Origin of the sequence: Streptomyces sp. NPDC047974 (genome assembly GCF_040653375.1) — a bacterium.
Lineage (GTDB): Bacteria > Actinomycetota > Actinomycetes > Streptomycetales > Streptomycetaceae > Streptomyces.
The window spans coordinates 234,693-248,502 of sequence record NZ_JBEZNU010000007.1; the positions used below are offsets into that span (position 1 = coordinate 234,693).

A 13,810-nucleotide genomic window follows, 5' to 3' on the forward strand; every position below is an offset into this window, starting at 1 on the left:
GCCACGCGCGCGTGACGGGGCCGTACGTCGACGCCGCCCCCACCGCGCGGTGGGGGCGAGGGCGTGCGTCTACGCCACGGCCGCGGCCGCCGCGCGGCCCGCCGCGCGGCCGGAGAAGACGCAGCCGCCGAGGAAGGTGCCTTCGAGGGAGCGGTAGCCGTGGACGCCGCCGCCGCCGAAGCCGGCGGCCTCGCCGGCCGCGTACAGGCCCGGGAGGGGTTCGCCCGTCTCGGTGAGGACGCGGGAGGAGAGGTCGGTCTGGAGGCCTCCGAGGGACTTGCGGGTGAGGATGTTGAGGCGGACGGCGATGAGGGGGCCGGCCTTGGGGTCGAGGATGCGATGCGGGGCGGCGGTACGGATGAGGCGGTCGCCGAGGTAGCTGCGGGCGCCGCGGATCGCGGTGATCTGGAGGTCCTTGGTGAAGGGGTTGGCGATCTCGCGGTCGCGGGCGGTCACCTCGCGGCGGAGGGCGGCCTCGTCGACGAGGTCCTGGCCGGTGATCCGGTTCATGCCGCGGACGAGGGCCGACAGGTCGTCCTCGACGACGAAGTCGGCGCCCTTGTCCATGAAGGCCCGGACGGGGCCGGGGACGTCGGCGCGGGCGCGGCCGATGACGTCGCGGACGGACTTGCCGGTGAGGTCGGGGTTCTGCTCGGAGCCGGAGAGGGCGAACTCCTTGCCGATGATCCGCTGGTCGAGGACGAACCAGGTGTGGTCGTGGCCGGTCCGCATGATGTGTTCGAGGGTGCCGAGGGTGTCGAAGCCGGGGAAGAGCGGGACCGGGAGCCGCTTGCCGGTGGCGTCGAGCCAGAGGGAGGAGGGGCCGGGCAGGATGCGGATGCCGTGCCGGGCCCAGATGGGGTTCCAGTTCTCGATGCCCTCGGTGTAGTGCCACATCCGGTCGCGGTTGACGTGCCGGGCGCCGGCCTTCTCCGCGATGCCGAGCATCAGGCCGTCGACGTGGGCGGGGACGCCGGAGAGCAGCTTCTCGGGCGGGGTGCCGAGGCGGGCGGGCCACTGCGCGCGGACCAGGTCGTGGTTGCCGCCGATGCCGCCGGTGGTGACGATCACCGCCTGGGCCCGCAGCTCGAAGGAGCCGCTGACGGTGCGGCTGCTGGCGGTGCCCCGCTCGGCGTCCGAGGGCTCCAGGACCTCGCCGGTGACCGTGTCGAGGGCGCCCGCGGTACGGCCGAGGGAGGTGACGCGGTGGCGGAATCGGAAGGTGACGAGGCCGCGGGCGGCGCCCTCGCGGACCTTCGCCTCGAAGGGTGCGAGGAGGCCGGGGCCCGTACCCCAGGTGATGTGGAAGCGGGGGACGGAGTTGCCGTGGCCGTTGGCGTCGTAGCCGCCGCGCTCGGCCCAGCCGACGACGGGGAAGAAGCGGATCCCGCGCGCGTGCAGCCAGGAACGCTTCTCGCCGGCGGCGAAGTCGACGTACGCCTCCGCCCAGCGGCGGGCCCACGCGTCCTCGGGCCGGTCGAAGCCGGCGGTGCCCATCCAGTCCTGGAGGGCGAGGTCGTGGCTGTCCCGGACGCGCAGCCGGCGCTGTTCGGGCGAGTCGACGAGGAAGAGCCCGCCGAAGGACCAGTGGGCCTGGCCACCGAGGGACTGTTCGGGCTCCTGGTCCAGGAGGATCACGGACCGGCCGGCGTCGACCAGTTCGGCGGTGGCGACGAGACCGGCGAGGCCGGCCCCGATCACGATCACATCGGCGTCGTAGGACATGGATCGCATCTTGGATACACGAATGTATCCAGTCAACCATTCGCACGGATCGAGCCGAGCGTCCTGCGCGGATGGATCCAGCCGTCCGGCGCGGATGGATCCAACCGTCCGGCGCGGATCGAGCCGACCGTCCGTACCGGACGGCTGTACCCACTCCCCTCTCCCGTTTTCTAATGTCGAGCATTAATATGGATGTATGGCAAGGACGTCAGGACCCGGGACCCGGGACAAACTGATCCGCGCGGCCGAGGAGCTCTTCGCCGCCCAGGGCGTCGACGGCGCCCAGCTGCGGGACATCACCCGCATCGCCGGACAGGCCAACCCGTCGGCCGTCCAGTACCACTTCGGCTCCCGCGCCGGGCTCCTCGACGCGGTCATGGCCGGCCGGCTGGCCCGCACCGAGCAGGTGCTCGTCTCCCTCGCGTACGACACGGAGGCAGGGGTACGGGAGCTGGTCGCGGCGCTCGTCACGGCCGAGGCCAGCGAGCTGCGGACCGAACGCGGCCGACGGTGTCTGCGGATCTCCGCGCAGCTCAGCCACGAAAGCGGCATCCGGTCCCGCACCCCGCACCCCACGCTGGCCGGCACCGCCTACTGGGGGCTGATCGAGCGCCTCGCCGACCGGCTGGCCGCCGACGGGCTGCCCGAGCCGCTGCTCCTGGAACGCGTGGACCTGGCGCTCACCGTGGTCGGCGCGGCGCTCGCCGACCGGGCGCGGCAGTACCTCGCCGGGGCGGAGCCGCTCACCGACGAGCCGCTCTTCCTCGCCGACCTCGTCGAGACCACCACCGCGCTCCTCCGGGCCGCACGGCCCCGGCGCGACCGAACCACCGAGCACCACCCCGAAAGGACCTCCCCATGAACGACCTCACCGGCAAGACCGTCCTCATCACCGGCGGCGCCCGCGGCCTGGGCGCGGAGGCGGCCCGTCAGGCCGTCGCCGCCGGGGCGAACGTGGTCGTGACCGACGTCCTCGACGAGGACGGCGCGGCCACCGCCGCGGCGCTCGGCGAGCGCGCCCGCTTCTTCCACCACGACGTCACCTCCGAGGAGGAGTGGGCGGCGGCCGTCGCCTACGCGGTCGCCGAGTTCGGCGGGCTGCACGGTCTGGTGAACAACGCGGGCATCTCCACCGGCGCCCTCCTGGAGACCGAGAGCGTCGAGCACTTCCGCAAGGTCCTCGACATCAACCTCACCGGCGTCTTCATCGGCATGAAGGCGGCGATCCCGGCGATGAAGGAGGCCGGCGGCGGCTCCATCGTCAACATCTCCTCCGCGGCCGGCCTGATGGGCCTCGCGCTCACCGCCGGCTACGGCGCCTCCAAGTGGGGCGTGCGGGGGCTGACGAAGATCGGCGCGGTCGAGCTGGGCACCGCGAGGATCCGGGTCAATTCGGTGCACCCGGGCATGACCTACACCCCGATGACGGCCTCGGTCGGCATCCAGCGCGGGGAGGGCATGTACCCGAACACGCCGATGGGCCGGGTCGGCGAGGCCGACGAGATCGCCGGCGCGGTCGTCTTCCTGCTCTCGGACGCCGCCTCGTACGTGACGGGCGCCGAGCTCGCCGTGGACGGCGGCTGGACGACGGGCCCGACGGTCAAGTACGTCATGGGGCAGTGATCCCCGCCCGTCGCGGGACGGTGGCACCCGTGGTGATTTCATGGGCGCATGAGCGCCGCTGAGGAAATGATCGACGTCGTCGACGAGGACGACCGGGTGATCGGACAGGCTCCGCGCGGTGAGGTGTACGCGCGGGGCCTGATCCATCGCTGCACCTTCATCCGGGTGCGGGACGCCGAGGGCCGGCTCTTCGTGCACCGCAGGACGCCGACGAAGCTGGTGTACCCGTCGATGTACGACCTGTTCGTCGGCGGCGTCGTCGGCGCCGGCGAGTCCTACGAGGACGCCGCCCTGCGCGAGGCCGAGGAGGAGCTGGGGGTCTCCGGACTCCCCCGGCCCGACTTCCTCTTCACGTTCCTGTACGACTCCGGGGGCGTCGCCGGGAAGTGGTGGTCGTCCGTGTACGAGGTCCGCTGCGACCTGCCGGTGCGGCCCCAGGCGGAGGAGGTCGCCTGGCACGCCTTCCTGACCGAGGAGGAGCTGCGCGAGCGGCTGCCCGGCGCGCCCGGGGCCTGGGAGTGGGTACCGGACGGGCTCGCGGCGTACCGGCGGCTGGTGGCGGACGAGAGCCGGTGACGGCGGGCCGTTAGGGTGCCGGGGTGAGTCGATTCGTACAGAGCCTGCGGCTGTGGTTCGCGCCGCGGCGGATCCGGGACGAGGGCGAAACCCCCGACTACCGCTTCTCCCTCGCCAACGAGCGGACCTTCCTCGCCTGGATCCGGACGGCGCTCGCGCTCATCGGCGGCGGCTTCGCCGTCGACCAGTTCCTGCCGGACCTGCGCTGGGCGGTCAGGGTCGGGCTCTCGCTCGCCCTCCTGGCCGCCGGTGTGCTGTGCGCACTGCGCGCGGTGAACCACTGGATCCGCTGCGAGCGGGCCATGCGCCGGGGCGAGGACCTGCCGGTCTCCCGCTTCCCCGCGGTCCTGAGCCTCGCCGTGGCCGTGGTCGCGGTCGCCATGGTGGTCCTCGTGGTCGTCGGCCGGGCCGGCTAGTGGGCGGCGCCGCGACCGGGTCCGGGGCCTCCGGGGCCGGGTCCGGGGGCGGGGCCTCCGGCGTCGAGGCCCGCGATCCCGGGCTCCAGCCGGAGCGGACCCGGCTCGCCTGGCGGCGGACGACCCTGTCCTGGACGGTCGTGGCGGTGCTCGGCATCAAGCTCGCCCTGATGGACGACGCCACCGCCGCGGGCGTGACCGGCCTGGCCCTCGCCGCGCTGCTGTGGATCGGCTTCCTGGCCGTCGCCCACCGGCGGATCCGCTCCCTGGACACCGCCCGGCCACAGGTCCTGTCGACCCGGGGCGCGCTGCTGGCCGCGGGGTGCACCGTGGCGCTGGCGGTGTGCGGGGCGGTGCTGATCTGGTGATCCGACCTCCTGGATCCAGGCGATCGGATCCAGGAGTTTGGATCCAGGAGTTTGGATCCAAGAGATTGGATCCAGGAGATTGGATCCAGGAGATTGGATCCAGGCTGATCCAGGAGGTTGGATCCAGGAGATTGGATCCGGGCTCTTGGATCCAACAGGCTGGATCCAAGAGCCCGGATGTTGGATCCACCACCCGGTCAGGCCTCGACCCGGCTACGGCACCGTGACCACGACCTTGCCCTGAAGGCCCCCCTCTGCGTTGGCGCGCTGGGCGTCGGCGGCGCGTTCCAGAGGGAAGGTCTTCGCCACGCGGACGTCCAGGACTCCTTCGTCGGCGAGGTCGGCCAGTGCGGCGAGGTCGGTGGCGTCCGGGCGGACCCAGAAGTAGCGGCCGCCGAGCGCGAGGGCCTCGCCGTCGGCGATGGAGGCGAGCCGGCCACCGGGGGCGAGGAGCTTGGCCGCGTGCTGGAGGAAGGGTCCGCCGAGGGTGTCCAGGAGGGCGTCGACGCCCTGGGGGGCGAGTTCTCGGACCTGGTGGGCGAAGGTCCGCTCGTCGAAGAGGACGGGCTCGGCGCCGAGTTCCCTCACCCGCTCCACGCCGGACTCGCGGACCGCGCCCAGGACGCGGCAGCCGAGGTGCCGGGCGATCTGGACGGCCATCGAGCCGACCCCGCCGCCCGCGGCGAGTACCAGGACCGTCTCCCCCGACCGTACCGACAGCGCCGTGTGCAGGGCCTGGTAGGCGGTGAGCCCGACCAGGGGCAGACCCGCGGCCTCCTCGAAGGAGCAGGAGCGGGGCTTGCGGGCGAGGGTGCGGACGGGGGCGGCGACGTACTCGGCGAAGGTGCCGTGGGCGAGGAAGTCCTCCCGGACGTACCCCATGACCTCGTCGCCCTCCGCCCACTCGGTGACGGAGACGCCGGGCCGGACGACGACGCCGGAGACGTCCCAGCCGGGGACGACGGGGAAGACGGCGTCGATCATCCCGTCGAGGTAGCCGGCCTGCGCCTTCCAGTCGACGGGGTTGACCGCCGCGGCCTTGACCCGGACCAGGACCTCGTCGGGGCCCACCTTCGGGTCGGGCAGCTCGCCGTACTCCAGGACCTCGGGGCCGCCGTAGCGGCGGTAGCTGATGGCCTTCATGGCACCGACCCTCGGTGCGGGCGGGGTGCTCCGCAAGCCGGGCGGGGCCGCGGGGGAACGGGAGGAGGGAGAGCGGTCGCCGGGAAAGCGCCCTGGGGACGGCGCGTCGGTGGCAGGCTTCCGCTGATCGGTCGATCTCGTACCGCCGTCCCGATCCCGTCGATCCCGTCGATCCCGTCGATCCCGTCGAATACGTCTCCCGGGGGAGCCCTGTGCCTGCCACCGACCCGTACGTGGTCACGCTCGCGCCGCACGTCCACGCCTATGTCCAGCCCGACGGCGGCTGGTGCCTGAACAACGCCGGCTTCCTCGGTGACGCGGACGAGTCCCTGCTCGTCGACACCACCGCCACCGAGCGGCGCGCCCTGCTGCTGCGCGAGGCGGTGCTCGCCGAGGGGCTGCCGCTGCCGCGCACGATCGTGAACACCCACCACCACGGCGACCACACCTACGGCAACGGCGTGTTCCGGCCGGAGGCCCGGATCGTCGGGCACGAGAACTGCCGGAGCGAGCAGCTGGCCGCGGGACACCAGCTGCACCTGCTGTGGCCGCAGAACGACTTCGGCCGGGTCGAGATCACGCCGCCCGACCTGACGTACCGCGACCGGCTGACCCTGTACGCGGGCGGCATCGAGGTGCGGGTGCTGCACCCGGGGCCCGCGCACACGACCGGCGACTCGATCGTGCACCTGCCGGAGCAGGGCGTGGTCTTCACCGGGGACCTGGTCTTCCAGGGCGGCACACCGTTCGTGCCGATGGGCACGGTGGCCGGTTCGCTGCGCGCGATCGACGTGCTGCGTTCGCTGGACGCGGAGCGGGTGGTGCCGGGGCACGGGCCGGTGACGGACCCGAGCGCGTACGACGCCACCGAGCGCTATCTGCGCTGGGTCCGGGAACTGGCCGGCGAGGGGCGGGCCAAGGGCGATCCGCCGCTGGAGACCGCGCGGCAGGCGGACCTGGGCGAGTTCGCCGGGTGGCGGGAGAGCGAGCGGCTGGTGGCCAACCTGCACCGGGCGTACGCGGAGCTGGACGGGCTCCCCGAGGGGCACCCGCTCGACCCGGCGGCCGTCTTCGGCGACATGGCGGCGATGAACGGCGGGGTGCCGGTGGCCTGCCACGCCTGAGCGCGGCAGCGACAGCGGCGGCAGCAGCAGGAAACGGCTGCGGGCGGGCACGCGCGCGTGGGGAGGGTCGGACGTCTTCCGGCCCTCCCCACGGCCGTTTCGGGGGCCCCTCTGGACGACATACCGACTGGTCGGTCATCATGAACGCCGACCGACCGACCCACCGGAGGTACGCCCCATGAGCCACGCCGCCCCGCCACCCGGCCTCGACCCGGAGCGCCTGCGCCACCATCTGGACCGCGAGCGGCCGGGGCTGGTCGCCGGACCCCTCGAAGCCCGGCTGATCGAGGGCGGCCGCTCCAACCTCACGTACGTCGTCACCGACGGCACCGGCCGCTGGGTGGTGCGCCGCCCCCCGCTCGGGCACGTGCTGGCCACCGCGCACGACATGAAGCGCGAGCACCGGGTGATCAGCGCCCTCGGCGGGACCTCGGTGCCGGTGCCGGGGACCGTGCTGCTGTGCGAGGACGAGGAGGTGCTCGGCGCGCCCTTCTACGTGATGGAGTTCGTCGAGGGGACCCCGTACCGCTCCGCCTCCCAACTGGCGCCGCTGGGCCCGGAGCGCACCCGGGCCGCCGTCCTCGGCCTGGTCGACACCCTGGTCGACCTGCACGCGGTGGAGCCGGAGGCCGTCGGGCTCGGCGACTTCGGCCGGCCGGAGGGCTTCCTCGACCGGCAGCTGCGCCGCTGGGGCAAGCAGCTCGCCGCCTCCCGGGGCCGTGAGCTGCCCGGCATCGAGGAGCTGCACGCCGCCCTCGGCCGCGCGCTTCCCGAATCCCCCGCGCCCACCGTGGTGCACGGCGACTACCGGCTCGACAACGCCCTCGTCGGGGCGGACGACCGGATCACCGCCGTCCTCGACTGGGAGATGTCCACGCTCGGCGACCCGCTGACCGACCTGGGCCTCCTGGTGATGTACAGCACCCCGCTGGACCTGCCGGGTTCACCGATCTCGACCACCGCGACCGCCGCCGGCCACCCCGCCGCCGCCGAGCTGGTCGAGCGGTACGCCGCCCGCTCCGGCCGGGACGTCTCCGCCCTCTCCTGGTACACGGCCTTCGCCTGGTTCAAGCTCGCCGTGATCCTTGAGGGCATCCACTACCGCTACACCCTCGGGCAGACCGTCGGCGCCGGCTTCGACCGCATCGGCGACCTCGTCCCCGTCTTCATCGAGCACGGCCTGACCACCCTTCAGGAGGGCTGACCCGCCATGGACTTCTCCTACGACGCCCGCACCGAGGAGCTGCGCGCCCGGCTCCTCGCCTTCATGGACGAGCACGTGTACCCCGCCGAGGCCGTCGCCGAGGAGCAGCGGGCCGCGCTCGCCTCCCCGTGGGACGAACCGCCGGTGGTGGCGGAGCTGAAGGCCGAGGCCAAGCGCCAGGGCCTGTGGAACCTTTTCCTGCCCGACGAGGAGTACGGGGCCGGGCTGACGAACCTCCAGTACGCCCCGCTCGCCGAGATCACCGGCCGCAGCCCGCAGCTGGCCCCCACCGCCCTCAACTGCGCGGCCCCGGACACCGGGAACATGGAGCTGCTCGCCCAGTTCGCCGACGAGGCGCAGAGGAAGCAGTGGCTGGAGCCGCTGCTCGCGGGCGAGATCCGGTCCGCCTTCGCGATGACCGAGCCCGAGGTGGCCTCCTCCGACGCGACCAACATCGAGACCCGGATCCGGCGGGACGGGGACTCGTACGTGATCGACGGGCGCAAGTGGTACATCTCCGGGGCGATGAACCCCGACTGCAAGGTCTTCATCGTGATGGGCAAGACCGATCCGGACGGGTCGGACCTCCGCCGCCAGCAGTCGATGATCCTCGTGCCGCGCGACACCCCGGGCGTCCGGGTGCGCCGGGCGATGCGGGTGTACGGCTACGAGGACCACTACCACGGCGGCCACGCCGAGGTCGTCTTCGAGGACGTGCGGGTCCCCGCCGCGAACCTGATCGGCGAGGAGGGCGGCGGCTTCGCCATCGCCCAGGCCCGGCTCGGCCCGGGCCGCATCCACCACTGCATGCGGCTGATCGGCATGGCCGAGCGGGCGGTGGAGCTGACCTGCCGGCGCGCCGTCTCCCGTACCGCCTTCGGCAAGACGCTCGCCCAGCAGGGCGTGGTGCAGAACTGGATCGCGGACGCCCGGGTGACGATCGAGCAGCTGCGGCTGCTCGTCCTCAAGACGGCCTGGCTGATGGACACCGTCGGCAACAAGGGCGCCCACACCGAGATCCAGGCCATCAAGATCGCCACCCCGCGCGCGGTGGTGGACATCATCGACAAGGCGGTGCAGGCGCACGGCGCGGGCGGCGTCTCGCAGGACTTCCCGCTCGCCGAGCTGTGGGCCGCGGCGCGGACCCTGCGGCTCGCGGACGGGCCCGACGAGGTGCACCAGCGGTCGCTGGCCCGCCGCGAGCTGAAGCGCTACCTCTGACGGCTCACGGGCGCAGGGCCCGCAGCAGGAGGTCGGCCAGGTGGTCGGCGACCTGCTGCGGGGTCAGCGGCCCGTCCGGGCGGTACCACGTGGACAGGTGGTGCACGGAGCCGAAGTGGTAGTCCACGACGAGGTCGGCGGGCGTGGCGGAGGAGAAGACGCCCGCCCGCTGGCCTTCCTCCACGAGGGCGCGGAAGCGCTCGTGGTAGCGGCGGCGCTCGGCGCGGACCTGCTTGTTCTTCTCCGGGCTCAGGTGGTGCATGGAGCGGAAGAAGATCGAGGCGTCGTCGAGGTTCTCGATGGTGGTGACGACGACGTCGGCGGCGGCGGAGCGCAGCCGCTCCTCGACGGGCGCGTCGGAGCCCGCGAAGTCGTCGAGCCGCTCCTGCTGGAGCCGGAGCACGCGCGCGTAGACCTCCTGGAGGAGGTCCTCCTTGGATCCGAAGTAGTGGTAGAGGGCGCCCTTGGTGACGCCCGCCGCCTCGACGATCTCCTGTACGGAGGTGCGGTCGTAACCCTGCTCGGCGAAGAGCCGGGTGGCGGCGGCGAGGAGCCTCTGGGGGACGGGAGAGCCGTCCCCGTCCGTCGTCCTGGCCATGCTCCGCCGCCTTCCGGTCCGCTGCCCCGTTCCTGGTGTACGGGGTCTGTCGTCGGTAGATCTTCCCATCCGTCGCCGGGTGCGCTACCGCGCGCCCGCCTCCCAGTGCCGCTGGAGCTTGTTCATGCCGCCGAGCCAGCGCTCGGGGTCCTCGGCGCGGTTCCGGTAGAAGTCGGCGACCTCCGGGTGCGGCAGGACGAGGAAGCGGTCCTCGGCGATGGCGTCGAGGAGGGCGTCGGCGACGGTCTCGGGCTCGATGGCGGTGGGGACGAGGACGAGGTCGCCGGCCGAGCCGGTGGCGGCGAGCATGTCGGTGCGGACGCCCTGGGGGCAGATGGCGTGCACCGTGAGGCCGCGGTGGCGGTAGGTGAGGGAGAGCCACTCGGCGAAGGCGAGGGCGCCGTGCTTGGAGACGCTGTACGGGGCCGCGCCGATCATGGTGAGCAGGCCGGCGGCGGAGACGGTGGAGACGAAGCGGCCGGTGCCGCGCTCCAGCCAGTCGGGGAGCAGGGCGCGGGCCGCGCGGACGTGGGCCATGACGTTGACGTCCCAGGCGGCCGCCCAGACGGCCTCGTCGGCGAAGGCGTCGCCGCCGGAGGCGAGTCCGGCGTTGGCGCACCAGACGTCGACGGTGCCGCCGAGTGCCTCGCGGGCCTCGTCGACGATCGCGGAGGCGTCGCCGGGGACGGCGAGCCCGCCGATCCCGTCGGCGACGGCCTTGGCGCGGGCCGGGTCGAGGTCGTTGACGACGACGCGGGCGCCTTCGGCGGCGAAGCGCCGGGCGAGGGCGGCACCGATGCCGCCGCCCGCTCCGGTGACGACGACGCCGGCGCCCCGGAGCTCGTGCGTGCCCGCGTTCATGGACCCCTCCAGGTTCATGGACCCCTCCAGGTGGTTCGGTGCGGTTCGTGCGATTCCCCTGACTGCGGGCAGACTAACCGGTCGGTATGGAGGGGTGGAAGACCTGGTGCCTTCGGCGGACGCCTTCCGCACGCCTCGTTCCCCCGCGCCGTCAGGAGCGCTAGCCTGCGTGCCCATGTCACGCATGAGGCGGGAGCACGCGATGAGGCGGGAGCACGCATGAAGCGGACGGGACTGTCGCGCCGGGGCCTGCTGGCCGCCGGCGGGGCGCTGGCCACCGTGACGGCCACGCCGGCCGCCGCCGCACCCGGGCGGGGGCACGCGCGCGTACGGACCGGATTCGAGCGGCTCGCGGCGGACGGGTACGCCCTCCTGGCCGGCGAGCGGGTCGGCGTCGTCACCAACCCGACCGGGATCACCCCCGACGCCCGCCACCTGGTGGACGTCATGCACGCCGACGAACGGGTCGACCTGATCGCCGTGTTCGGGCCCGAGCACGGCTTCCGGGGCACCGCGCAGGCGGGCGGCTCCGAGGGCCGGTACGACGACCCGGCGACCGGACTGCCCGTCTACGACACGTACCTGAAGAGCGGCCGGCCGCTCGCGGACGTCTTCACGGCCTCCGGCGTCGACACCGTCGTCTTCGACATCCAGGACGCGGGCGCCCGCTTCTACACGTACATCTGGACGCTGTACGACTGCATGGTGGCGGCGGAACTGGCCGGGAAGCGGTTGGTGGTCCTGGACCGGCCGAACCCGGTGAGCGGCCGGGCGGCCCTCGGCCCCGTCCTGGACCGGGCCTTCGCGACCTTCGTGGGCCGCGAGCCGATCGCCCAGGCGCACGGGATGACCGTGGCGGAGCTGGCGCTCCTGTTCAACGCCGAGTTCCTGACCCGGCCGGTGGAGCTGGAGACGGTCCCCATGACGGGGTGGCGGCGCTCGGACTTCTTCGACGCCACGGGGCTGCCGTGGGTCCCGCCGAGCCCCAACATGCCGACACCGGAGACCGCGCTCGTCTACTCCGGCACCTGCCTCTTCGAGGGCACCAACCTCTCCGAGGGCCGGGGCACCACCCGCCCCTTCGAACTCCTCGGCGCGGAGGGCGTCGACCGCCGCTGGGCGCAGGCGGCGAACGCCCTGGAACTGCCCGGGGTCCGCTTCCGCGAGGCCTACTTCGCGCCGACCTTCTCCAAGTTCCAGGGCCGCACGGTCGGCGGCGTGCAGCTCCACGTCCACGACCGGGAGGCCTTCGACCCGGTACGCGCCGGGATCGCGCTCCTGGTCACCGCCCGCGCCTCCTGGTCCGGCTTCGCCTGGCGGCCCGACCACTGGATCGACAAGCTCACCGGCTCCACCCGCGTCCGCACGCTCGTCGACGCCGGCGCCGGTACCGACGAGATCGTGGCCGCCTGGTCCGATGACCTGACCGCCTTCCGCGCGGTCCGGCGGGAGCACCTGCTGTACCGGTGACCGCCCACCCGCGGCCGGGCACGACGCCGGCCGTGCGGCTGCCCGGCGCGTACGACGGGCTGATCCGCTTCCCGGTCGTCACGGCGGCCCGGCTGCGCTGAGGCACGAACTGCCCGAAGAGGTCTGGGAACGGCCGGATTCGGGCATGCTGCCCAGGGGCCGCGGGACGCGTCCCCTGGGCGCTTCCTCGACGGGGAGGGACGGGCGGGCCGTGAGCGGGATGAGTGTGGATCCGTACCGGGAGATAGGGTTCGACAAGGACGGGGACGGGCCCGCCGGGCAGGCCGCCGACCTGGTCGGGCTCGCGCGGCGCGGGGTGACGGACCTGGTGGTGTTCGCCCACGGGTGGAACAACTCCCCGTCCGGTGCGACACGGTTGTACTCCGACTTCTTCGCGCCGTTCCCGGAGCTGCTGGCGCCGGGCGTGGAGGCGGGGTACGCGGGCGTGGTCTGGCCCTCGATGATGTTCACGGACGAGCCGGTGCCGGACTTCCGGGCGCTGGTGACGACGCTCCCGGAGAAGGAGCGGGCGATCGTGCGGCTGACCGAGCTGCTGGAGCTGGCGCCGCCCGAGGAGGCCGCGTTCGCCGAGTTCGGGGCGCTGCTGCGAGAGCTGGCGGACGTCGGCGGGACGGCTCCGCTCGGCGTCGGCGGGGAGGCCGTGGGACCGGGCCCGGACATACCGGCGTTCCTGACGGCGGATCCGCTGGAGACGTGCGCCCTGTTCGCGGACGCGGCGGAGGTCACCGCGGCTTCGGCCGCGTCCTCGGAGGAGGCCCTGTTCGGCGACGGGCCGGGGCGGCTCTGGAAGGGCGGCCGGGAGGCGCTGCGGCAGGCCACCTACTACGTGATGAAGCGGCGGGCGGGGCACGTGGGCGAGCGGGGGCTCGGGCCGCTGCTGGCGGAGGTGGCGCGGGCGGCGCCGGGGTTGCGGGTGCACCTCGTGGGGCACAGCATGGGCGCCCGGCTCGTGGCGTACTCGCTGCGCGGGCTGCCGGGGGCGCTGCGCCCGGTCAGGTCGATGACGCTGCTCCAGGGGGCGTTCTCGCACTACGCGTTCGCGGCCCGGCTGCCGCACGAACCCGACCGGTCGGGCGCGCTGAGGGACATGCAGCTGCGGGTGCGGGGGCCGGTGGTGGCCTGTCACTCGCACCACGACACCGCGCTCGGCATCTTCTATCCGCTGGCCTCCCGCGCGGCCCGCGACTCGGCGTCCCTGACGGGTCCGCTCGGGCGGATCGTGGGGCGCGACGCCCGGTGGGGGGCGATCGGCTGGGACGGCGTGCAGGGCGTGCCGGGGGCGCCGCGGCGGACGCTCGCGACGGTGCTGCGGGACGGGGTGCCGGCCTCGGGCTGCGTGAGCGTGGACACGGCGGAGGCGGTCCGCTCGCACAGCGACGTCCGACGGCCGGAGCTGGCCCGGGTGGTCGTCTCGGCGGCCCGCATCGGCCGTCGTTGAACCGCCCCCGCTGACCTGCGCG

14 protein-coding genes are annotated in these 13,810 nt (G+C 73.6%); 10 read left to right on the forward strand and 4 right to left on the reverse strand.

Features of this window, described 5'->3' with window-relative positions:
• Nucleotides 1–69: 69 nt before the first annotated feature.
• A complete protein-coding gene (locus AB0E19_RS13325; protein WP_362177882.1) occupies nucleotides 70–1,725 on the reverse strand; it encodes an FAD-binding dehydrogenase in 1,656 nt (551 codons plus the stop codon).
• A 196-nt stretch (nucleotides 1,726–1,921) separates the two neighbouring features.
• Here AB0E19_RS13325 and AB0E19_RS13330 point away from each other — a divergent pair, with 196 nt between their 5' ends.
• From AB0E19_RS13330 to AB0E19_RS13350, 5 genes are read left to right on the forward strand one after another with little or no spacing between them, the layout of a single operon-like run.
• On the forward strand, nucleotides 1,922–2,587 hold the full coding sequence (locus tag AB0E19_RS13330; RefSeq protein WP_362177885.1) for a TetR family transcriptional regulator: 666 nt from the start codon (nucleotides 1,922–1,924) through the stop codon (nucleotides 2,585–2,587).
• The gene (locus tag AB0E19_RS13335; protein ID WP_362177888.1) at nucleotides 2,584–3,348 is read left to right on the forward strand and encodes a glucose 1-dehydrogenase; all 765 of its coding nucleotides are present in this window, start codon (nucleotides 2,584–2,586) and stop codon (nucleotides 3,346–3,348) included. Before AB0E19_RS13330 ends, AB0E19_RS13335 begins: the two co-directional genes overlap by 4 nt.
• A 48-nt stretch (nucleotides 3,349–3,396) precedes the next feature.
• Nucleotides 3,397–3,924, forward strand: a complete 528-nt coding sequence (locus AB0E19_RS13340; RefSeq protein WP_362177891.1) for an NUDIX domain-containing protein — start codon at nucleotides 3,397–3,399, stop codon at nucleotides 3,922–3,924.
• Nucleotides 3,925–3,947: 23 nt separating this feature from the next.
• Nucleotides 3,948–4,340 carry a DUF202 domain-containing protein gene (locus AB0E19_RS13345; protein ID WP_362177894.1) on the forward strand — a complete coding sequence of 131 codons (393 nt, stop codon included), beginning with the start codon at nucleotides 3,948–3,950 and terminating at the stop codon, nucleotides 4,338–4,340.
• Nucleotides 4,340–4,708: a DUF202 domain-containing protein gene (locus AB0E19_RS13350; protein ID WP_362177897.1), complete on the forward strand. Its 369-nt coding sequence runs from the start codon at nucleotides 4,340–4,342 to the stop codon at nucleotides 4,706–4,708. Before AB0E19_RS13345 ends, AB0E19_RS13350 begins: the two co-directional genes overlap by 1 nt.
• Nucleotides 4,709–4,921: 213 nt before the next feature.
• Here the strand turns inward: AB0E19_RS13350 and AB0E19_RS13355 are convergent, their stop codons facing one another.
• Nucleotides 4,922–5,851 carry an NADP-dependent oxidoreductase gene (locus tag AB0E19_RS13355; protein WP_362177900.1) on the reverse strand — a complete coding sequence of 310 codons (930 nt, stop codon included), beginning with the start codon at nucleotides 5,849–5,851 and terminating at the stop codon, nucleotides 4,922–4,924.
• A gap of 212 nt (nucleotides 5,852–6,063) precedes the next feature.
• Between AB0E19_RS13355 and AB0E19_RS13360 the strand changes: the two genes are divergently transcribed.
• From AB0E19_RS13360 to AB0E19_RS13370, 3 genes are all read left to right on the forward strand, one after another.
• A complete protein-coding gene (locus tag AB0E19_RS13360) occupies nucleotides 6,064–6,975 on the forward strand; it encodes an MBL fold metallo-hydrolase (RefSeq protein ID WP_362177903.1) in 912 nt (303 codons plus the stop codon).
• Between the two features lie 178 nt (nucleotides 6,976–7,153).
• Nucleotides 7,154–8,179 carry a phosphotransferase family protein gene (locus AB0E19_RS13365; protein WP_362177906.1) on the forward strand — a complete coding sequence of 342 codons (1,026 nt, stop codon included), beginning with the start codon at nucleotides 7,154–7,156 and terminating at the stop codon, nucleotides 8,177–8,179.
• 6 nt (nucleotides 8,180–8,185) lie between these two features.
• Nucleotides 8,186–9,400, forward strand: a complete 1,215-nt coding sequence (locus AB0E19_RS13370) for an acyl-CoA dehydrogenase family protein (protein ID WP_362177909.1) — start codon at nucleotides 8,186–8,188, stop codon at nucleotides 9,398–9,400.
• Between the two features lie 4 nt (nucleotides 9,401–9,404).
• Here the strand turns inward: AB0E19_RS13370 and AB0E19_RS13375 are convergent, their stop codons facing one another.
• Nucleotides 9,405–9,998, reverse strand: coding sequence for a TetR/AcrR family transcriptional regulator (locus tag AB0E19_RS13375; protein ID WP_360603676.1), 594 nt, complete (start codon nucleotides 9,996–9,998; stop codon nucleotides 9,405–9,407).
• Between the two features lie 84 nt (nucleotides 9,999–10,082).
• Nucleotides 10,083–10,877, reverse strand: coding sequence for an SDR family oxidoreductase (locus AB0E19_RS13380; protein WP_362177913.1), 795 nt, complete (start codon nucleotides 10,875–10,877; stop codon nucleotides 10,083–10,085).
• A 201-nt stretch (nucleotides 10,878–11,078) separates the two neighbouring features.
• On the opposite strand from AB0E19_RS13380, the gene AB0E19_RS13385 reads away from it, so the two are divergent.
• Both AB0E19_RS13385 and AB0E19_RS13390 read left to right on the forward strand, forming a co-directional pair.
• Nucleotides 11,079–12,329 (forward strand): DUF1343 domain-containing protein, encoded by a 1,251-nt coding sequence (locus AB0E19_RS13385; protein WP_362177916.1) that lies wholly within the window; start codon nucleotides 11,079–11,081, stop codon nucleotides 12,327–12,329.
• Between the two features lie 220 nt (nucleotides 12,330–12,549).
• The gene (locus AB0E19_RS13390) at nucleotides 12,550–13,788 is read left to right on the forward strand and encodes a serine-threonine protein kinase (protein WP_362178085.1); all 1,239 of its coding nucleotides are present in this window, start codon (nucleotides 12,550–12,552) and stop codon (nucleotides 13,786–13,788) included.
• The last annotated feature ends 22 nt before the right edge of the window (nucleotides 13,789–13,810 follow it).